Source organism: Gilvimarinus sp. 2_MG-2023 (assembly GCF_030547685.1).
Taxonomy (GTDB): Bacteria; Pseudomonadota; Gammaproteobacteria; order Pseudomonadales; family Cellvibrionaceae; genus Gilvimarinus.
Genome location: NZ_JAUOQM010000012.1, coordinates 54,735 through 73,628 on the forward strand (window position 1 = coordinate 54,735; position 18,894 = coordinate 73,628).

The following is an 18,894-nucleotide window of genomic DNA, read 5'->3' on the forward strand; positions in this document are numbered from 1 at the left end:
CGGTCATCCTTGATCTCAAGCGTTATGTCACAGAATAGAATATGAAGCTTAGAAAATTTACTTTAGAAGATGCTGCTAGAGTGGCTTTGTTAGCTGGAGATGAATCGGTATCTGAATGGACTGCTAATATCCCTTTTCCGTATAGTGAGACGGATGCGATCAACTGGATTACAGCAACTTCAAATAACCCTGATCGCCATCCGTTCGCCATTGAAGTTTGTAACGAGATTGTGGGGTGTGTTTCCTACTGGCCTCATGATAGAAAGTCTGTAGAGGTTGGGTATTGGGTTGGCAAAAGTTACTGGGGAAAAGGTTTTTGTACTACCGCACTCCAAACTCTTATTAACTTAGAGTCTTTTCCAGTAAATGTTAATATTGTCGCTAAAGTAATGGCCAAAAATATAGCATCAGAGAAGGTATTGGTAAAATGTGGTTTTTCCTTGTCTGGGCAGTGTGCAATCAAAAAGCATGGCAATGAAATTAGCGGCAAGTTATTTATTAAGCAGTCAAGGACATGACAAAAACAGTTAAGCAAGGTGTGCCGCGCGTATGCTGCAAGCGTTAGGCAACCAAACTCCTCCCAAACAAGTAGCGGCAGTCGAAGGGTGTAGTGAGTCCTAGAAAAGGGTTATATATTTTCAGGTATTGCTGCTCCCTTCGAGAGCTGGGGCGCGGATTATTGAACAGCTTCCAGGTTTTGAACGCTCTCTTTCAGGCTCGTATTACAATTTCCCCATCGCTTTAATATGCGCTACTGCGCTGCGCCCTAATGCGGGTAGGTCGTAGCCGCCTTCCAGCATGGAGACTATGCCAAGGCAGAAGTCGTGATTATCCACATAGGCGCGCAATTCGGTGGTGACCCAGGCGTAGTCGGCTTCGGTTAGGCTGACGGAGGACATGTCGTCCAGCAGGTGGCCGTCAAAGCCGGCAGAAATCAATAATAGCTGCGGTTGAAATTGCTCCAGCGCGGGTAGCCAATAATGTTTTACCGCCTGGCGGAAGTCTTCACCTTTGGCGGTAGCGGCTAAGGGGGCGTTGACGATATGGCCGGGCTGGTTGATAAGTTCGGTGTTGGGGTAAAAGGGGTGCTGGAAGGTGGAGCAAAACAGAACGCGGGGTTCCTGTAAAAAAATATCCAGTGTGCCGTTGCCTTGGTGGACGTCAAAATCCAAAATAGCAACTCGCTCCAGCCCATGGTGGTCCAGTGCGTATTGAGCGGCCACGGCGATGTTGTTGTAAATACAAAAACCCATAGCGCGGTGGCGCTCGGCGTGGTGCCCCGGCGGGCGTACATTGCAAAATACGCCCTTGGCTTTTCCGGTAAGTACAAGGTCGACCGCCTGCACGCCACTGCCTGCCGCGTGGCGGGCCGCTAGCAGTGTTTTAGGGCTCATCCAGACATCGTTATCAAATACCCGAATACCGTTTGAGGGCGGCAATGACTTGAGTGAGGCCAAGTAGTCGGCATCGTGTACGGCTTGCAATTGAGCGTCCGTGACTTCTTGCGCATCCCGCTCATTCACCACAAAATCCAGCCCACTGGCAATCATTTGGTTGCGAATAGCGTCTATCCGTTCGGGGCACTCGGGGTGACCTTCGGGGGCCAAGTGTTGCTGGCAGCTGGGGTGGCTAATGATTACAACGGTCATAAGTTATTATTGTCGGCTATAGGTATTTATTTTGGGTTACAGTTTCAATTTAACACCCATTTTACTCATAATGGCGGCTATCCACATTATCACAAGGGCAAAAAAGGCGGACCAGAAAATACCGGCGGGGCCACTGTCAAAAATTGCGGGGCGGTAATTTATACCCGCCAGTTCAACCGCTGCCAGCAATATAAAGGGAAGTATATAAACCAACAGTGGGTTGGCTGCCGCCGGGGCGAAGAATTGGCACCAGCGGGTATGTTTTTTGACTTCGACGATATAGTGAGTAACCGTAAAAATCAGGGTGCAGAAAAAAATACTAAACAGCGCCCAGGTCGGGGTCGCCCATATTTTTGAAATCGGGCTCACGGGCCAGATGGCGAGGGCCGCTATACCACTGCACAGTATAAGCATCATGACATAGCCCCGACGATGAGTCACTAGCGCGTTGTGGTAAAAAAGCGTGGCCAGTATTGCCCCCGCTAAAACGATGGCGGTGTGGGTATTGTTGCGGTTATTTTCTACCAATAATTGTAAGGCCGAGCCTTCAAATTCCCGGGTGCCATTGAGTAATAAATAAAGGCCTAAAAAGCCCAGGGCAGCCAGCGTTAAAAAGGCGATTTGAGCGTGGGCTTTGTCGATTTGCAGCGCGCCTAAGTAGACGATACCTGCCATTAGGTAGGCCCAGCCGATCAGCCCTAAAATACCCCACCATTGGGTCGTCATGCCCGTGTTGGCTTTGCCTTGATATAAATACCAAAGGGTGACCAGTAGCGCGGCGCCGAGTGTGCGTAACCCTATAGGGATGACAGCAGGCCAGTGGCTCGGGTATTGGCACCAGAGCAACAGCACCGCGCCGTACATCAGCAGGGTCCATAAATGAATAGCAATAGGCATGGTGTAGGGGTCATACCCACTTAGGGTATTCACCATAAACACACCGATAATAATAAGGCTAATGCTGCGCAGGGCAATATGACCAAACAGTTGGCGCAGGCTGTCGCCTTTGTGCAAACGGGCCGCACAGGCAAAAGGAATCGACATGCCGACAATAAACAAGAAGGCGGGAAACACCAAATCTACAAAAGTCATGCCGTTGGCATCGGCGGCGAGATGTTTCATCCAGCCGGGGATGTCGGCAATGCCGGCCAGCTCGTTGACAAACACCATGGTTAAAATAGTGATACCGCGAAAAACATCGATCGCCAGTACGCGTTTGGCGGCAAGATCAGGTTGTTTCATTATTATTCCTGTTATAGCGTTTTTTCGGGCCCGCGCCATGCGCGGGCCGCGGTGGGCTTTACAGGCCCAGGCGTTCTTCCAGCTTTTGGTTTTCGACTTCGATGTGTTTGTAAAAGGCCTTGTCTTTTAATTTGGAGGCGGCGCCTTCGTCGACAATAATAATGGCATCTTTGTGCATTTGCAGGGCAGACGCGGGGCAGGCGGCGGTGAGTGGGCCTTCCACGGTCGCGGCAATAGCCTCTGCCTTGGCTTCGCCCGTGGCCAGTAACACCACTTTCTTGGATTCCAAAATCGTCCCGATACCCATGGTAATGGACAGATGTGGTTGGTATTCATCGTCTTTAAAAAAGCGTGAATTATCGTTAATGGTATCCATGGTTAGCGTTTTCACACGGGTGCGTGAAGCCAGAGAGCTGGACGGCTCGTTAAAGCCAATATGGCCATTGCGCCCGATACCCAAGAGTTGAATGTCGATACCACCGGCGTTGCTGATGTCGTTTTCGTAATCGATACACGCGGCAATAGGGTCGTCGGCGTTGCCGGGCGGAACCTGCGTATTGCTTTTGTCGATATCGACATGGTCAAACAAGTGCTCATTCATAAAATGGCGATAGCTTTGTGGGTGCTCGCCATCCAGCCCTAAGTATTCGTCTAAGTTAAAGCTGGTTGCCTTGGCAAAAGACAGTTCATTGGCTTTATTTAAAGCAATCAGTTCTTTGTAAAGAGCAACAGGCGTGGAGCCGGTGGCTAAACCCAGAACCGAGTTGGGTTTTTTCTGCAGTTGTTTTTTAAAAATATTGGCGCCGTAGGCGGCAACCGATGCGGCGTCTTCTAAGATGATAACTTTCATGATTGCTCCGGCAAATCAGTGTTGTTGGTAGTCACCGGCCACCCAGGTAGCCGTAACGTTAAAGTCGTCGGTAAAGTGCACTAAATCTGCTCGGTAGTGCGGATCTATGCGGCCCAGTGTTTGATTGAGTTTCATATATTCAGCGGGGTACAAAGAGGCCATCCGCAAGCTTTCACTTAAGGAAATGCCAACATCGCGATGGGCAATACGCACCGCATCGATCATGCCGATGGCACTGCCAGCCAGCCGGCCTTCGGCGTTTACCAGAGCGCCGTTGTGCTCGAAAATCTCTTCGCCGTAAATGGTGAACGATTTTTGTTCGCTGCCTACCGTGGACATTGCATCGGTCACCAGGTATAGCTTGCCTAAGGGCTTGGCGTTGAGGGCGACTCTGACCGAACCGGGGTGTACATGGTGGTTGTCGCAAATAATGCCGCACCATGTGGTGTCGCTTTCGAGTGCTGCCCCCACCACGCCGGGTTCGCGCCCGCTTTGTGGGCGCATTGCGTTAAATAAGTGGGTAAAGCCCGTTAAGCCGTCAGCAATGGCCGCTACCACGTCTTCGTAATGGGCATTGGTATGGCCGGCGGCGACGAAGATGCCCGCCTGACACAGCTGTCTCACTTGGCCGCTGGCGGCGTGCTCGGGGGCCAGGGTGAGCATTACTTTGAATCCCTCAATGGCGGTCAGCCATTGCATATCTTCCTGCTCGATACCGCGGATGTACTTGGCGTTGTGCGCACCGCGCTTGTCCATATCGAAAAAAGGACCTTCAATATGAATCCCTAAAATACCATTCATGCCCGCGTTGATGGCGTCGGATACGGCTTTCACTCCGGCCTGATGATTGGGGCGTGTATCGCTGATAAGTGTAGGGAGCATACTGGTAGTACCGGTAGGGCGGTGACCGTCTAGCATGGTTTGCAGGGCGCTGACGCTGGGGTCATTGGTGAAAAATGCACCGCCACCGCCATTGACTTGTAGGTCAATAAAGCCGGGGGCGAGAATGCCACCTGCAAGGGGGATGATCTCCGCATCAGGATACTGACGGACAACGTTGTCATTTTCGGGTAATGAAATAACCTCAGTGCCTTCGATAACCACAGCCCGATTGTCGAGAAATTGATCACCGGTAAATATACGCGCGCCCACAAGAGCTTGTTTCATGTCACTTTAACCTGCGATAGTCATAAGATAGGCCGCAGCCCAATATCGTTCTTATTATCGACCGGAATTGGGCATTTTGCAATCACTGAGCACCATTACGGTGATTGACGAGGGTTTTCAGCCATACTTAATCATCCATGGCCAGTGTGGTACCACTGTAACGTTTATGCGTTCGGCGACCGTTAGCTAAGGCGTAAAAAACCAAAAGCCCGCTAATAAGCGGGCTTTTGGGGGGTGATTTAACGCCTATCATTAGCCGTGGTTAATCACCATTACATCGGTATCGAGTGCGTCAATTAGGCGCTCGGAAGTGTTGCCCCGGCGGGTTTTGGTCATACCGTTTTGGCCTAAGGTACCCATAATCACCAAATCGGCATTGATGTTTTCCGCAATCTTAGAAACCACATCGGAGGTGTAGCCGTGGTCGACATGAATTCGATCGGTGTCTACGCCGGTTTCTTTCGCGAGTCGGCCGCGATCGGGGTAGTTCATGGAGTCCATGTAACCGTTAACTACATGCATATCTGCGTTGTAAACACCGCAGATATTGCGCGCCGTTTCCAGAATTTTCTCGTTCAATTCAATTTGAACATTGCGAGTGGCCTGGAAGTTGACGGCGGCCAACACGGTTTTGCGTTCTTCGTGCGCGCCCGGGCGAATCAGAACCACTGGGCAGGAGGCGCCTTTAAGCAGTTCCCACTTGGATTCGGTAAACAGAAAACGTCGGTTGGCAGTTTTGGCGTGCACCGGCAAGTAAATCAGGTCAGCATTGGCTCGTTTGGCCGCTTGCATGATGGACTCTTGCCACTCAGATGACCAAGAAACTTCAATTAAATGCTCCACACCCGCATCGTTAAGCGTGCTGCGGATTTGTTCGTCAAACCAGCTTTGATCGCGAACCAGATTGGCATTGTAAGCGCGGGTGTCGACGGCATCGCCATCAACAGCGACAAAGACGTGGACGAAAGGCTTTACTTTCTGTAATTGCGACGTGCGTTTGACCCGCTCTAGCGCGACGTGTTGTTCGTCGTTTGGGTCCACAACAACAAACATCTTCTGCTGCTTGGGCATGGATTCTCCTAAGTATTCTCGGTGGTAACGGTAAGCCTGTGGGGCTTGCCGGTTTAGCGTTCACCGGGGCAAAAATATTAGCATTTTGTAGCCCCGGAGCCTGTTATAAGGCGGTCAGCCAAGTGCAGCTATCAGTCTGTGCTTGGGCAATAGCTGTGACTTGGCCAGATCATTTCCGCTTCAAACCTAAGCATATCAACTTGCTCGGCTCCTTGGTAGCAGAGAAAGTCTCACTAGGGGGTACAATAGCGCTTTTGTACACAATTAAGAGGTAAATATGACTCAGCTTACAAGCATCGGCTTTGATGACCTGGCGATTGATCAAACCGCGAGCTATAGCAAAACGTTGACCGAGGCCGATCTGGTATTGTTTGCGGCCACCAGTGGCGATGTCAATCCGGTTCACCTGGACGCCGAGTTTGCGGCCGGTACGGTGTTTGGCGAAAGAATTGGCCACGGTATGTGGTTGGGGGCATTGGTATCGGCTGCAATTGCCACGCAATTACCGGGCCCAGGCTCAGTCTACCGGAGCCAATCCCTGCAATTTAAGCAACCCGTAAAGCTTGGCGATACCGCCACGGTGACCTTAACCGTTACCGGCCTAAAGGCTCGCATGAAATTGGTGACCTTAGCGTGCAGCGTGACAAATCAGAATGGAGTGGTTTTGGCCAAGGGGGAGGCCGATGTGATTGCGCCGGCTGCGGGCGGAACCTTGCAGGCGCCAGATTTACCCGCCATCACGATCGACTGAGCAGGGCCAGCTTACAGTGGCGGCGGCCAGCCGCCCAGGTTGTGCCAACGATTGACAATGTTGCAGAACAGCTCGGCGGTTTTTTCGGCGTCGTAGGCGGCACTGTGAGCGGCGCTGTTGGAAAATTCGATACCGGCTAATTGGCAGGTTTTGGCTAATACGGTGTGGCCGTAAGCCAGGCCGGAAAGCGTAGCTGTATCGAAACAAGAAAACGGGTGAAAGGGATTGCGTTTAATATCGCAGCGCTCAATGGCCGCATTGACAAACCCCAGGTCAAAGTGGGCGTTGTGGCCCACCATCACGGCGCGGGTACAGCCTTGCTGGCGTACAGCGCGGCGAATGCCCTGCAATAGCTCGGTCATTGCCATCTCTTCCGGAATCGCTAGTCGTGTTTCGCTGTCGAGATCGATTCCGGTAAAATCCAGTGCCGACTGTTCAATGTTGGCCCCCTCAAACGGGTCGACATGAAACTCCAGGGTCTGTTCGGGAATAATCAGGCCGTTGCTGTCCATGGTCAGAGTTACCGCTGCTACCTCTAGCAGGGCGTCCCGGGCGCAGTTAAAACCGCCGGTTTCAACGTCAACCACCACCGGCAAAAAACCGCGAAAGCGTTGCGCCATGGGGGATGCGTTATCTTTTTCAAACTCCGGAGGGCTTGGCTTCACGATAGATCCTTAAGCGATAGTCGCCAGTTTCCAATTGAGGGTTTCTCCCGCACACAGAGGGACAATGGTTTCATCGAGATAGGGCAGTGTTTGCGGCAATTGCCAGCTCCCGCGGGTCAGCGTTATGGTGTCTGTGTTGCGCGCCAGACCGTAGAAGTCCGGCCCAAAATGACTGGCAAAAGCTTCTAGTTTATCCAGTGCTCCGGCCCGATCAAAGGCTTCGGCGTAGAGTTCAATAGCGCTGTAGGCGGTGTAGCTACCGGCACAGCCACAAGCGGCTTCTTTTTTGTTTTTAGTGTGCGGTGCAGAATCCGTTCCCAAAAAGAACTTGGGATTGCCACTGGTGGCGGCTGCCACCAGTGCGTCTTGGTGGGTCATGCGCTTGAGAATCGGCAGGCAATAGTAATGCGGCTTAATCCCCCCCACCAGCATATGGTTGCGGTTGTACAACAGGTGATGAGCGGTAATCGTGGCCGCTACATTAGCATTGGCCGATCTAACGAAGTCGGCGGCATCGGCGGTGGTGATATGTTCCAGTACGATTTTTAAATCGGGGAAGTCACTGACCACGGGGCCCAAAATGGTGTCGAGAAACACCTTCTCCCGATCGAAAATATCAATCGCGCTATCGGTGACTTCACCGTGTACTAAAAACAGAATGCCTTCGCGCTGCATGGCCTCCAGTACCGGGTAAATATTGTTGATATCTGTGACGCCCGAGTCGGAGTTGGTGGTAGCGCCGGCGGGGTAGAGTTTACAGGCCACTACTCCGGCGGCTTTGGCGGCTACGATATCTTCCGGCTGGGTATTGTCGGTTAGATAGAGCACCATAAGGGGTTCAAACTGAGCCTGTGCGGGAGTGGCGGCTTTGATACGCTCACGATAAGCCGAGGCCTCATTGGCATTGGTGACCGGGGGTACCAGATTGGGCATGACGATGCTGCGGGCAAATTGCCGGGCGGCATCGGGTACCGTGCGGGCGAGAGAGTCACCATCTCGCAGGTGAATATGCCAATCGTCGGGCCGAATCAGGGTAATTTTGTTTGTCATACCAATGCACACAGGGAAGTTTAAAGCCGTGCATCCTAGCAAAAATGGGGCTAAAGCGCAGCAGGATTAGGCCGATAACCCCTGTGATCTCTCTCGGGATCGTCACAAATGACTAAATCGTTGGAGCCGCACGGGTGAAAATACGCGTTATTGACATAGGGTTGGGATTGCTGGGCTGGTTGGTTGTGGCGCCGAGTTTCGCTGCCACCTACGCAGGCTCTATGGAAAACACTCAGTGGCAGGTCGATGCAAGTGTCTTTGCCTGCCAGATGCGCCAAGATATTCCCCTGCTGGGGGAGGCCGTCTTTATGCGCCGGGCCGGCGAGACTCAGCGTTTTTCGCTGACCGAGCTTAACCGCCAATTAAAACCGGGCCAGGCCGAGTTGTTTTCTCTGGCTCCGCGCTGGCGCAGTGTTGGCGAACACTATTCGATGCGTGAATTATCGGTGGGCGATACCGATTCGGTCAGCCTGGATTGGCGAGACTCACAACAGTTATTGCAAGAGCTGATAGAGGGGCGGCAACTGCTGTTGCGTGGCGACAGTTGGTACGAGTCGAGCGATGTGGTGGATGTGATTATTGAGCCGATACGCATTCGTCAGGCGCTGGCGGAGTACCAAACGTGTTTATCCGGCTTGCTGCCTGTCAATTACGACCAGGTGCGCCGCACATCCATTCTCTTTCCTGGCGGTACGGATGAGTTTGACGATAGCGAGCAGCAAACGCTCGACAATCTGGCTCGCTATGTTTTAGCCGACCCCTATATCACCGCACTGGTGATTGATGGCCATGCCGATGGCGCCGGGCTTCGTGCCGATAACTTGGTTCTGTCGCAAAAGCGTGCGGAATATGTGGTGAATTATTTAATCGAGCGCGGTGTACCAGAGGGGTTAATCGAAGTGCGGTGGCACGGAGAGCGCTACCCCATTGCCTCCAATCGAAGCGCTGCAGGGCGGGCGCAAAATAGGCGCGTCACCGTGCGCGTTGATCGTTTCGAACCGGATCCGGAAGCGCTTGCCCGAGCCAACTAACCTTTGTGAGAGATATGTGAATCGCGCACGCTCGACGGTTTAATGCTGCCGTCTACTTGCATTGGAATTGGTGCCGAGCCCCGTTGCCTGCAAGTGCAAATCCCTTTCGTTTTATTCATTGCGTAAAAATATATTAAGCTTCGGAATTTTCCTCTAGTGCGTTGGTCAAAACCCTCGATATTGACGCCCTCGGCTGTTGCCGAAGGGTAGGGTCCAATCTATAGAGGTAGTGATTGCATGCAGCACAGAGTGTTGATGACACAGATAGTAATGAGTGTGGTTTTGGTGTTTTCTGGCATGGCCGTTCGTGCGGCAGCTCTGCCTGAATTTACCGAGTTAATTGAAAATAGTGTGCCCGCGGTGGTCAAAATCACCACCAGCAAAACCGTATCGGGTGGCCCATCCTTTTTGGATCAGATTCCCGAGTCGCACCGACACTTTTTTGGCCAGCCCAATCCGCGCGAGCGCAATGCCCGGTCGATGGGGTCGGGTTTTATTATTTCCTCCGAGGGCCATGTGCTGACCAACAATCATGTCATCGACGATGCCGATGAGGTGGTGGTGCGTTTGTTTGATCAGCGTGAGTTGGTCGCCGAGGTGGTGGGGGTAGATCCATTGTCGGATTTGGCCCTGCTAAAAATAGACGCTAAAAATCTGCCGACCTTGTCGTTTGCCCCAGCCGAGAGTTTAAAAGTGGGGCAATGGGTGGTGGCGATTGGCTCGCCCTTTGGTTTGGACTACTCCGCCAGTGCCGGTATTGTCAGCGCCATGGGCCGCTCCATTAGCGCCAATGAAAGTTCGTATGTTCCGTTTATTCAAACCGATGTAGCCATCAACCCCGGCAACTCCGGTGGGCCGTTGTTTAATCTTAACGGCGAAGTGGTCGGTATTAATTCGCAAATTTATTCTCGCTCTGGAGGCTCCAATGGCCTGTCTTTTTCCATTCCCGCGGATGTAGCGCAGGAAGTGGTCGAGCAACTGATGGATGATGGGCGGGTACAGCGCGGTTGGTTGGGCGTATATATTACCGATGTTAACCGCGATCTTGCCATTTCCTTCGGCTTAGATAAGCCCATGGGCGCACTGGTCAATGATGTGGAAGATGAAAGCCCAGCGCAAAAGGCAGGGTTGTTGCCCAGCGATATTGTTATCGAGTTCGATGGCAAAACGGTAGAAGACTCGGGCACCTTGCCGCAACTGGTCGGTCGTGTGGCACCGGGCACCGAAGTTGAACTCACTGTAATGCGCAAGGGCAAACGTAAAACACTAGAGGTTACTCTGGCCGAGCGGGCCGGGGATGGCAGCGAGCAGTCCTCGGGCAAATCGCGCCACAGTGGCGCTCTGGATCGCTTAGGCATGAAGGTGGATGACATAGACAGCCGCTATCGTGAGCGCTGGAAACTCGATGGAGGTGCACTGGTTAGGCAAGTGGAGCCAAACTCTCCCGCGGCTGAAACCGGCTTGCGTCCCGGGGATGTGATTGTTCAACTCGGCCATGACGAGGTGAGTGACGCCGATGATTATCGCGATCTGTCCTCCGAACTGAAAGAGGACAAGCTGTATCCCATACGCTTTTATCGGCGTGGTCAGCCCCTGATTCGCACCATTAATATCGACACTGAGTGATAGAGTCGTGATAACCCGGGCCATAACTTGGCCTGGGTTGTATAAGCCGGTGAGGAACTTAGGTTATACTGCGAACGTTAAAAATCGTCTGTTCGGAGCAATTTAAGTGGAGCGTAATCGCCTATTTTGGGGAAGTCGTCGTGGCATGCTGGAGCTGGATTTAATCTTGCTGCCATTTTTGGACAATATATACCCCTCCCTTGAGCAAGCCGACAAGGAACGTTATTGGAAGTTATTGGAATGTGAAGATCAGGATATGTTTGCCTGGCTGCTGCATCGCCAAGACCCTGAAGATCCACAGCTGCAAAGGATTGTGCACATTGTCAGAGAAAATACCGGAAAAGCGCCGTAAAGCCTCGGCCACATCACCTCCCCTTGCCGATCCCGGTGAGGGGGTTTATCTCGATACCACACTGTTCCCCTCCCGGATTTTATTGTCATGGCACCTTGCAGTGCACAGCTTGGCAGGTTTTGCTTTGTTGGTCGTGACGGCTCTTAAGTGGCAAGAATCCGCATGGTGGCTCATTTGCAGTGGGTTGTTAGTGGTCGTTGTGGCGGTTGTGGGCAGCAGGGGGCGGGGTGAACTCAAGCGAATTTGGCATTTGCGCTTAGAGGCCGGCAGTTGGTTTTTGGCTCCGGAGGGTGGGCACTTACAACCGGTTCGGTTAAAAGGAAAATTAACCCTATGGCCCGGCTTGGTCGGTTTGAGCTTGAGTCCGGGCCGGGGGAGCACTCACTTACTGTTGGCACCTGACTCCATGGCCCATGAGGATTATCACCGTTTGCGGGTGTGGTTGGTTACTCAGGTGCAGCACTGACAATAATGTCTTGCGCGGCAAAATTGGTGGGCACCAAAATGGTATTGCGAGCAATACTGCTTAAATTGGGGTGATCCAGCGAATAATGCAGGCCGCGGCTCTCTTTGCGCTCCATTGCCGAGCGGATAATCAGCTGTGCCACCGTCACCAGGTTGCGCAGTTCGATCAAATCCCCACTCACTTTGTAATTGCTGTAGTACTCGGCAATCTCTTTTTGCAGCAATTTGATACGGTGCGTGGCTCGCTCCAGTCGTTTGTGAGTGCGCACAATGCCAACATAGTCCCACATAAAACGCCGCAGCTCGTCCCAGTTGTGAGAGATAACCACGTCCTCATCGGAATTGGTCACGCGCGACTCATCCCACTTGGGGCTGTCGGCGGGGGTGGCCACCGAGTCGATTTTGCCCTTGATGTGCAAAGCGGCCGATTGCGCGTAAACAATACACTCCAGCAGTGAATTCGACGCCATACGGTTGGCGCCGTGTAGGCCGGTAAAAGAGGTTTCGCCAATGGCGTAGAGGTTTTCCAGATCGGTTTGGCCGTTGCGATCGACCACCACGCCGCCACAGGTATAGTGCGCCGCCGGTACTACTGGTATGGGATCTTGGGTTATATCAATCCCAAATTCCAGACAGCGGGCTTTGACCGTGGGGAAATGCTCGCTAATAAATGCTTCGGATTTGTGGGATATGTCCAGATAGACGCAGTCGCAGCCCAGCCGCTTAATCTCATAGTCGATGGCGCGGGCGACGACATCCCGGGGGGCCAATTCGCCGCGTTCGTCAAAGCGGTGCATAAAGCGCTCGCCATTGGGCAGCTTTAAATAAGCGCCTTCGCCGCGCAGCGCTTCGGTGATCAAAAAGCTTTTGGCTTTGGGGTGGTACAGGCAAGTGGGGTGAAACTGATTGAATTCCATATTGGCGACCCGACACCCGGCGCGCCAGGCCATGGCGATGCCATCGCCCGAGGCACTGTCGGGGTTGCTGGTGTAAAGGTACACCTTGCTGGCGCCGCCGGTAGCCAATACCACTACCTTGGCCTGAAACACGCTGACGTGGTCATTGCCTCGGTTAAGCGCATAGGCGCCTGAGGCGCGTACTTTACGTGAGCCGGAATCAGCCTGAGTGATCAGGTTGAGAGCCACATGGTTCTCAAAAATCTCGAGGTTGGGGTGGGCCTGAACCCGGTCTATTAATGTGCTGTGTACCGCCTTACCAGTGGCGTCGGCGCTATGAATGATACGCCGATGGCTGTGCCCGCCCTCTTGGGTAAGGTGGTAGTCGTCGGAGTTGGATTCGCGGGTGAAGTCCACCCCCTGTTCAATCAGCCACTCAATCGCGCTAGTCGAGTTTTCCACGGTAAAACGCACCGCGTCTTCGTGGCAGAGGCCAGCGCCGGCAACGAGAGTGTCGGCAACGTGTGCATCGACCGTGTCTTGATCGTCCAGTACCGCGGCAATTCCCCCCTGGGCATACCAGGTTGAGCCTGTATTGATCGCGCTCTTGCTGAGCACGGCAACCCGGGCTGTTTCCGCTAAACTTAACGCTAAGGTTAGCCCGGCTGCGCCGGAGCCAATAATCAGGACATCGTGGTGGTGGTGCTGTTTCATACACGCTCGCTATAACGAATAGGGGCGAATTATAACAAGTTGTTGCACGCTACGCCCCCGCTGAGGCTTATTTAACCAATTGCACCGGTTTATCCCAGTGGTAGAGAGAAATACGTATAATGTGTGGAACTTCTTATTAGAAGTGTGTGTCTATGGGCGTCAATGGGGAATGAGGCGCCGTTTGGCTCACCGTGACGGTCAGTGCCGGCTATGGCACAGTGGAATTTGAATGTCACCGGCTTATCGAGCGGGTGTTTGGGGGTTTACGAATGACAGCGCAATCTGCGCCTGATACTGACCAGCAACTGGTCGAGCGGGTACAAAAAGGCGATAAACGCGCTTTCGACCTGTTGGTACTTAAGTATCAACACAAGATATTTTCCATTATTGGCCGCTATATTCGCGATCACGCCGAAGTGCAGGATGTCGCCCAGGAGGCGTTTATCAAGGCCTACCGGGCACTGGCAAAGTTTCGCGGTGAGAGTGCCTTTTATACATGGCTCTATCGCATCGCCATTAATACCGCTAAAAACCATTTGGTGTCGCGCTCGCGGCGTCCTCCTGCGTCGGATGTCGAGATGGAGGACGCTGAATATTACTCCGGATCGGATCTGTTGAAAGATATGGAGACGCCGGAAACCAGCCTAATGTGCGATGAAATTCAGCGCGAGGTGGATGCGGCTATTCGGGAGTTGCCCGAAGATCTGCGCTCGGCGGTGACCCTGCGAGAGATGGAAGGGCTCAGCTACGAGGACATTGCCGCAATTATGGACTGCCCGGTGGGAACCGTGCGCTCGCGTATTTTCCGGGCACGCGATGCGATTGATAAGCGTATTCACCCTTTGCTCGAAAAAACTGATTAATTCCTGAATGGAAGCTGAACCTTTGTCTGGAGGGAGTGTCAGAAAGGATTAGCAGATGTAAATCTTTGTAATGTGGCCCGCACTACGCTATGTTAGCGTTCGGTTTTTGTACAGCGGGTACCGATTGACTGAATCGCCGTGTTGAGCTGATTAATAGGCAAAAGGCGGTAAATAAAGGTAAATGCGAGCATGACAGACACGTCTCACAAGGCCCAATTGGCCGAATCCGTTTCAGCCATGGTGGACGGCGAAGCCAGCGAGCTAGAGTTTGCTCGGATCTTAAAATCCAGCGGCGAGCAGCCCGATGTACAAGCGACTTGGTCGCGCTATCAGGTGGCAAGCTCGGCGATACGTTCTGATTTGCCGCCCCAAATGGCGCCAGAAGGTTTTGCCGCCAGCCTCAGTGCTGCACTTGAAGATGAACCAACGGTTACCACCGGTCGATTGTCACGCGTGTGGCGCGGCATGGGGCAAGCGGCCATTGCCGCCTCCGTGGCCGGTGCTCTGGTGGTGGGCGCTCAGTTTTATCAGGGCGAAGACCTCACCGCTGAAATTATGGCCGATGCCACCCCGGCAGAAAAAACCATTACCGCCGCTGATGTATCGCTGCCAGTAGGCTTTAACGCGCCGGCGCTGCCGACCCGTCAGGTCAGTGCTCAGTCGGTCTACCAACCGGCGACTCGCCGCCCGGTAGTGGTGGAATCACGCCGCCCCAATGTGCAAGTTTCCAGTGACGAGGTAAAACACTATTTGCATCAGTTGTTAGAGCAGCACACCGATCAAGCGGCTGTGAATAGCGCTTCTGGTATAGTTCCTCATGCTCGGGTGCCTCTCATCGAAGAAGAGTAGTAACCCGTTTATACAATATCTGTGCAGTTTGCCGCGCACCCCAAGGTAACCTGTACAGAGCAAAGTCACCAGCAGAGAAAACAACCATGAGTCGGCTAGCCGGCGCCTTGATGCTGATGGCCTTGTCCATCGGCGCTGTACAGGCGCAAACCACCACCCTCCCAGATAACGCCCAACAGCCCGGCAATACCACCGACGAAGTCACTATACGTTCGGTCAGCGAGCTGTTGGTGAAAATGTCCGAACACCGACGTGTGCTAAATTATGCCGGTACCTTTACCCACCAAGACACCATCGGCACCGAAAGTTTTCGGCTCCAACACTGGGTGGACGAGGGCACTGAGTATCAGCGGCTTTATTATTTACAAGGCCCCGAGCGCGAAGCCCTAATCAGTAAAGATCTAGAGTGCCGTATGATGAGTGATCAGTTGATCACTCATCGCGCCGATAAACTGGCCGATGAGTATTCCCGGCTGGAGCAGTTTTATCATTTCAGGGTGCTGGGGTTAGAGCGTATCGCTGGCCGGGCCGCCACGGTTTTGCATATTGTGCCGCGCGATGCCTTCCGTTTTGGCTACCTGTTCAGTATCGATCGCGAAACCGGCTTAGTCCTTAAATCTACGTTGTTGGATAACAATCAGCGCCCGGTGGAGCAATTTCAATTTGTTGAGCTAGAAGTGGGGGTGGCGACCGAGCAGTTTAGTAGCGAGCGCGGCGCCCATATTTCCCACCGGCTGGCGGCAGAAGAGGTCGCCCAGTGCAATCCGGCGGCGGATGAACAGCCCGATACCTGGCAAATGGGTTGGATTCCAGAGGGTTTTGCGTTCTCTGGTCAGCGGGAAGTGCGCGATAAGGTCGACATGCTAATGTATACTGATGGTCTGTCGACGTTTTCGGTCTTTCTCGACCCTATCGCCGGCACGGTGGCAATGGAAGCCCGTGCACAGCGTGGGGCCACCAATTTTTACCTGGGTGGTGTTAGTCGCGCCGATCAACTCTATCAACTCACCGTCGTGGGCGAGATTCCCGCTGCCGTGGCTGAGCGAGTTGGCCAGTCGATTGTCCCCCTAGACGAGAAACAACCAGCAGGTTAGTGCGTGTTAATAGAATCGGGTAAAGTCGTAGCCGTTGAAACAGATGGCCTGTGGGTGGAAACCATCAGCCGTTCCACCTGTGGCTCCTGTGCGGCGCAAAAAGGTTGTGGCCAGAGCTTGTTGGCTAGATTCGCCGGCCACACTACTTACCTGTGGGTGTCACTGGGCGGGCGCGATAGTACCGACTATGACGTGGGCGATGAAATTGAGCTGGGTGTGCCAGAGGCTGTCGTGGCCAATGGCTCTATGCTTGTCTACCTGTTGCCACTGATCTCCATGCTCGGCTTTACTCTTGGAGCTCATCAATTAGGGTGGGGCGAAGGCCTAACCACATTGGCGGGTTTGGCTGGGCTTTTGGGTGGAGGCGCACTGGTGCGTTGGCGCGCTCATGTCACCCGCCACGACAGTCGTTTACAGCCAGTGCTAGTCGATCACCAGCAAGTGGTTCACGTCAGTTAATTTCCCCATTGGTTTTCCGGTCATTTACGCTTGCTTTAATCTTTGGTTAAGATCTGGTGTTGTCAGAGGGCTGATGGCGACCTGTTGCCACAGTGCATTGCTTAACTGTGGCAAGTTCTTGGCCCCGTCTTTTACCATCCAGCGGGCAATTGCCTGGGCGACATCGGGGTAATGCAGTGGCGCCGGCTTGGGCAAGGTTAGCCAATGGCGTATCACCTGTTCGCTTATTTTATCTGTAGTTGTCGCATACCCCAGCGCTTGCAGTGCGAGTGCGTTCGACTGCTGTTCCATTTGCGAGCGCACAGGTTCTACCAACAGCTTTTTCCCCAAGGTAATGGCTTCACTGGGCAACTCAAAGCCCGCACTGCACATAACGCCCTCGGCGGAGTGTAAATCCTGCTGAAAGCCCTCGCGAGAAAACGGGCGTAAATGGATATGGCCGCGATCTTCTGTTTGCTTAAACTTGTGATACACATAAAACTCGTGATCTTTAAACGGTGCCAACAGCGGCAAAAAATCATCGACGTCGGCAAACGGTAGATACACCAAAATCTTGCCTTTTTGCGCTGTGTTGGGGTGCTCGGAGGGCTCCACAATCGGTGGCAATAGCGATTGGTCAAAGTGGTGCCAGTGCACGCCAACCGGGGTGTCGATGGGGGCAAACCAACGCATAAAAATATCAGTAATAAAATTGCTGGCTTTTTTCGGTATGGGGTAGAGAAAGGCGCATTGATGCGATACACCGATAGAGCGAACCCCGTGCATACGTGCAGCCCAAGCGGTGACAGGCTCGAAATCGCTGACGACTAAATCATAATCACTGGCGTTAAGTGCACGAACATCTTGACGCAATTGCCGGAGGTTACTTTTTAAAATTGTTTTGGGCATATTGACCTTGCCCTTTTTTGTTTGCAGTGTCATGCCGCGATAGCAACGAAAATCGCCAAAGGGTTGCATATCAAAAAAGTCTTCGCGGTTGCGTCCGGAAAATACCCAGTCGACTTTAACATCGAGTTTGGCAAACGCCTTTGCCATAGATCGGGCTCGGGTCAGATGACCATTGCCCGTGCCTTGCACGCCATACAGAATTTTCATTACACGGGGCCCATGATGTAATAGGTGCCTACAATTGCGCAGGAGGTTCCAAGCACTGCACCGGCTAAAATATCAGTGGGGTAATGCACACCGAGTAAAACACGTGATGAGCCTATCAAGCAGGCGCCAATGTAAGCCGGCAAACCAAACATCGGATAGAAATAACTAATAAGAAAGGCAAACACAAAAGCCGCCGCCGTATGTCCCGAGGGAAAGCTAAACTTATCTGACGGGGTTACCCAGCTCTCAAACGCTTCAATGTTGACCGCGGGGCGGTTGCGTTTAAAAGAGTTTTTGATGAGCAAATAAAAACTGACGTCCAGCGCATAGCAAACGAGGCCCACCTTTAAAAACAAAACACTGTTAGGGACTTCAAACGCGATTAACAGCAAAGCGATGGCAACGTACAGCGGGCCATCGCCGCAGCGCGATACCCAGCGTACCGTCCGGCGATATGGAAAACCTTTAGTCACATGAAGCCAGACGAATGCCAATGTGTCGATCTGGTGGACTCTTTGCAAAAAAGCATTCATAGTTTCACCCCGTTTGCGGTGGTATTTGTCTGTTTGGCTAATGAATACCACTGCTCTATGACGCTTATATGACATACATTTAATGGAGAGATGAAAAATGAAGCCAGGAAAGACTGGGTTCACCCGTGTGGCGCATGCATTTGGCTATTCACTGCAGGGGATAAACGCCGCCTGGAAGCACGAAGCCTCGTTTCGCCAAGAGATTTGGATGGCCGCGGTGCTCCTGCCTCTGGCAGTGTGGCTGGCTACTAGCCATATAGAACTTATTTTACTGGTGGCGAGTGTTTTTTGGGTCATTATTGCTGAGCTTATTAACTCATCGGTAGAGGCCGTGGTGGACCGCACTGGCTCCGAGGTGCACGAGTTATCGGGCCGGGCAAAAGATATTGGCTCGGCAGTGGTGCTTTTTTCCCTAATTTTGTTGGCGCTGGTGTGGGGCATTATTGCCTGCCATCGCTTCTTCTAACACCTT

21 protein-coding genes are annotated in these 18,894 nt (G+C 52.8%); 11 read left to right on the forward strand and 10 right to left on the reverse strand.

Annotated features, from left to right (window positions below):
• Positions 1-41 precede the first annotated feature (41 nt).
• Complete coding sequence (locus tag Q4526_RS02410) at positions 42-518, forward strand: GNAT family N-acetyltransferase (protein ID WP_215975140.1); 477 nt, start codon at positions 42-44, stop codon at positions 516-518.
• Positions 519-722: 204 nt separating this feature from the next.
• On the opposite strand, the gene Q4526_RS02415 is transcribed toward Q4526_RS02410, so the two are convergent.
• From Q4526_RS02415 to Q4526_RS02435, 5 genes are all read right to left on the reverse strand, one after another.
• Entirely contained in the window at positions 723-1,649 is a 927-nt protein-coding gene (locus tag Q4526_RS02415) for a histone deacetylase family protein (RefSeq protein WP_215975141.1), read from the reverse strand.
• 36 nt (positions 1,650-1,685) lie between these two features.
• A complete protein-coding gene (locus tag Q4526_RS02420; RefSeq protein ID WP_215975142.1) occupies positions 1,686-2,891 on the reverse strand; it encodes a DUF5009 domain-containing protein in 1,206 nt (401 codons plus the stop codon).
• Between the two features lie 58 nt (positions 2,892-2,949).
• Positions 2,950-3,741, reverse strand: a complete 792-nt coding sequence (gene nagB, locus Q4526_RS02425; RefSeq protein WP_215975143.1) for a glucosamine-6-phosphate deaminase — start codon at positions 3,739-3,741, stop codon at positions 2,950-2,952.
• 15 nt (positions 3,742-3,756) lie between these two features.
• On the reverse strand, positions 3,757-4,908 hold the full coding sequence (nagA, locus tag Q4526_RS02430; protein ID WP_215975144.1) for an N-acetylglucosamine-6-phosphate deacetylase: 1,152 nt from the start codon (positions 4,906-4,908) through the stop codon (positions 3,757-3,759).
• A gap of 252 nt (positions 4,909-5,160) precedes the next feature.
• On the reverse strand, positions 5,161-5,979 hold the full coding sequence (locus tag Q4526_RS02435) for a universal stress protein (protein WP_215975145.1): 819 nt from the start codon (positions 5,977-5,979) through the stop codon (positions 5,161-5,163).
• A gap of 277 nt (positions 5,980-6,256) precedes the next feature.
• Between Q4526_RS02435 and Q4526_RS02440 the strand changes: the two genes are divergently transcribed.
• Entirely contained in the window at positions 6,257-6,730 is a 474-nt protein-coding gene (locus Q4526_RS02440; protein WP_215975146.1) for a MaoC family dehydratase, read from the forward strand.
• A gap of 11 nt (positions 6,731-6,741) precedes the next feature.
• Here Q4526_RS02440 and rnt read toward each other — a convergent pair whose 3' ends face one another.
• Together rnt and pyrC are read right to left on the reverse strand one after the other, a co-directional pair.
• Complete coding sequence (rnt, locus tag Q4526_RS02445) at positions 6,742-7,350, reverse strand: ribonuclease T (RefSeq protein ID WP_215975180.1); 609 nt, start codon at positions 7,348-7,350, stop codon at positions 6,742-6,744.
• A gap of 54 nt (positions 7,351-7,404) precedes the next feature.
• Positions 7,405-8,445, reverse strand: coding sequence for a dihydroorotase (gene pyrC / locus Q4526_RS02450; RefSeq protein WP_215975147.1), 1,041 nt, complete (start codon positions 8,443-8,445; stop codon positions 7,405-7,407).
• A 134-nt stretch (positions 8,446-8,579) separates the two neighbouring features.
• On the opposite strand from pyrC, the gene Q4526_RS02455 reads away from it, so the two are divergent.
• From Q4526_RS02455 to Q4526_RS02470, 4 genes are all read left to right on the forward strand, one after another.
• Positions 8,580-9,476 carry an OmpA family protein gene (locus Q4526_RS02455; RefSeq protein ID WP_215975148.1) on the forward strand — a complete coding sequence of 299 codons (897 nt, stop codon included), beginning with the start codon at positions 8,580-8,582 and terminating at the stop codon, positions 9,474-9,476.
• Between the two features lie 255 nt (positions 9,477-9,731).
• On the forward strand, positions 9,732-11,102 hold the full coding sequence (locus Q4526_RS02460; RefSeq protein WP_303609514.1) for a Do family serine endopeptidase: 1,371 nt from the start codon (positions 9,732-9,734) through the stop codon (positions 11,100-11,102).
• 145 nt (positions 11,103-11,247) lie between these two features.
• Positions 11,248-11,454, forward strand: coding sequence for a succinate dehydrogenase assembly factor 2 (locus tag Q4526_RS02465; RefSeq protein WP_303604373.1), 207 nt, complete (start codon positions 11,248-11,250; stop codon positions 11,452-11,454).
• On the forward strand, positions 11,423-11,920 hold the full coding sequence (locus Q4526_RS02470) for a protein YgfX (protein ID WP_215975151.1): 498 nt from the start codon (positions 11,423-11,425) through the stop codon (positions 11,918-11,920). Before Q4526_RS02465 ends, Q4526_RS02470 begins: the two co-directional genes overlap by 32 nt.
• On the opposite strand, the gene nadB is transcribed toward Q4526_RS02470, so the two are convergent.
• Positions 11,901-13,529: an L-aspartate oxidase gene (nadB, locus tag Q4526_RS02475; RefSeq protein ID WP_215975152.1), complete on the reverse strand. Its 1,629-nt coding sequence runs from the start codon at positions 13,527-13,529 to the stop codon at positions 11,901-11,903. The two genes, Q4526_RS02470 and nadB, sit on opposite strands and share 20 nt — an antisense overlap.
• A gap of 269 nt (positions 13,530-13,798) precedes the next feature.
• Here nadB and rpoE point away from each other — a divergent pair, with 269 nt between their 5' ends.
• The 4 genes from rpoE to Q4526_RS02495 all read left to right on the forward strand — a co-directional run bounded on the left by rpoE (position 13,799) and on the right by Q4526_RS02495 (position 16,794).
• Entirely contained in the window at positions 13,799-14,392 is a 594-nt protein-coding gene (gene rpoE / locus Q4526_RS02480) for an RNA polymerase sigma factor RpoE (RefSeq protein ID WP_215975153.1), read from the forward strand.
• Between the two features lie 189 nt (positions 14,393-14,581).
• A complete protein-coding gene (locus Q4526_RS02485) occupies positions 14,582-15,241 on the forward strand; it encodes a sigma-E factor negative regulatory protein (RefSeq protein ID WP_215975154.1) in 660 nt (219 codons plus the stop codon).
• A gap of 86 nt (positions 15,242-15,327) precedes the next feature.
• Entirely contained in the window at positions 15,328-16,335 is a 1,008-nt protein-coding gene (locus Q4526_RS02490; RefSeq protein ID WP_215975155.1) for a MucB/RseB C-terminal domain-containing protein, read from the forward strand.
• 3 nt (positions 16,336-16,338) lie between these two features.
• Complete coding sequence (locus Q4526_RS02495) at positions 16,339-16,794, forward strand: SoxR reducing system RseC family protein (protein ID WP_215975156.1); 456 nt, start codon at positions 16,339-16,341, stop codon at positions 16,792-16,794.
• A 24-nt stretch (positions 16,795-16,818) separates the two neighbouring features.
• On the opposite strand, the gene Q4526_RS02500 is transcribed toward Q4526_RS02495, so the two are convergent.
• Positions 16,819-17,889, reverse strand: coding sequence for an MJ1255/VC2487 family glycosyltransferase (locus Q4526_RS02500; RefSeq protein WP_215975157.1), 1,071 nt, complete (start codon positions 17,887-17,889; stop codon positions 16,819-16,821).
• Complete coding sequence (locus Q4526_RS02505) at positions 17,889-18,422, reverse strand: phosphatase PAP2 family protein (protein WP_215975158.1); 534 nt, start codon at positions 18,420-18,422, stop codon at positions 17,889-17,891. The genes Q4526_RS02500 and Q4526_RS02505 overlap by 1 nt, the downstream gene beginning before the upstream one ends.
• Before the next feature lie 97 nt (positions 18,423-18,519).
• Here Q4526_RS02505 and Q4526_RS02510 point away from each other — a divergent pair, with 97 nt between their 5' ends.
• A complete protein-coding gene (locus Q4526_RS02510; RefSeq protein ID WP_215975159.1) occupies positions 18,520-18,888 on the forward strand; it encodes a diacylglycerol kinase in 369 nt (122 codons plus the stop codon).
• The last annotated feature ends 6 nt before the right edge of the window (positions 18,889-18,894 follow it).

What these genes read in the sequence shown, in the direction of transcription:
- Q4526_RS02410 (WP_215975140.1), top strand. Translation starts at nt 42, where the DNA reads ATGAAGCTTAGAAAATTTACTTTAGAAGATGCTGCTAGAGTGGCTTTG.
- Q4526_RS02415 (WP_215975141.1), bottom strand. Translation starts at nt 1,649, where the DNA reads ATGACCGTTGTAATCATTAGCCACCCCAGCTGCCAGCAACACTTGGCC.
- Q4526_RS02420 (WP_215975142.1), bottom strand. Translation starts at nt 2,891, where the DNA reads ATGAAACAACCTGATCTTGCCGCCAAACGCGTACTGGCGATCGATGTT.
- nagB (WP_215975143.1), bottom strand. Translation starts at nt 3,741, where the DNA reads ATGAAAGTTATCATCTTAGAAGACGCCGCATCGGTTGCCGCCTACGGC.
- nagA (WP_215975144.1), bottom strand. Translation starts at nt 4,908, where the DNA reads ATGAAACAAGCTCTTGTGGGCGCGCGTATATTTACCGGTGATCAATTT.
- Q4526_RS02435 (WP_215975145.1), bottom strand. Translation starts at nt 5,979, where the DNA reads ATGCCCAAGCAGCAGAAGATGTTTGTTGTTGTGGACCCAAACGACGAA.
- Q4526_RS02440 (WP_215975146.1), top strand. Translation starts at nt 6,257, where the DNA reads ATGACTCAGCTTACAAGCATCGGCTTTGATGACCTGGCGATTGATCAA.
- rnt (WP_215975180.1), bottom strand. Translation starts at nt 7,350, where the DNA reads ATGGCGCAACGCTTTCGCGGTTTTTTGCCGGTGGTGGTTGACGTTGAA.
- pyrC (WP_215975147.1), bottom strand. Translation starts at nt 8,445, where the DNA reads ATGACAAACAAAATTACCCTGATTCGGCCCGACGATTGGCATATTCAC.
- Q4526_RS02460 (WP_303609514.1), top strand. Translation starts at nt 9,732, where the DNA reads ATGACACAGATAGTAATGAGTGTGGTTTTGGTGTTTTCTGGCATGGCC.
- Q4526_RS02465 (WP_303604373.1), top strand. Translation starts at nt 11,248, where the DNA reads ATGCTGGAGCTGGATTTAATCTTGCTGCCATTTTTGGACAATATATAC.
- nadB (WP_215975152.1), bottom strand. Translation starts at nt 13,529, where the DNA reads ATGAAACAGCACCACCACCACGATGTCCTGATTATTGGCTCCGGCGCA.
- rpoE (WP_215975153.1), top strand. Translation starts at nt 13,799, where the DNA reads ATGACAGCGCAATCTGCGCCTGATACTGACCAGCAACTGGTCGAGCGG.
- Q4526_RS02485 (WP_215975154.1), top strand. Translation starts at nt 14,582, where the DNA reads ATGACAGACACGTCTCACAAGGCCCAATTGGCCGAATCCGTTTCAGCC.
- Q4526_RS02490 (WP_215975155.1), top strand. Translation starts at nt 15,328, where the DNA reads ATGAGTCGGCTAGCCGGCGCCTTGATGCTGATGGCCTTGTCCATCGGC.
- Q4526_RS02500 (WP_215975157.1), bottom strand. Translation starts at nt 17,889, where the DNA reads ATGAAAATTCTGTATGGCGTGCAAGGCACGGGCAATGGTCATCTGACC.
- Q4526_RS02505 (WP_215975158.1), bottom strand. Translation starts at nt 18,422, where the DNA reads ATGAATGCTTTTTTGCAAAGAGTCCACCAGATCGACACATTGGCATTC.
- Q4526_RS02510 (WP_215975159.1), top strand. Translation starts at nt 18,520, where the DNA reads ATGAAGCCAGGAAAGACTGGGTTCACCCGTGTGGCGCATGCATTTGGC.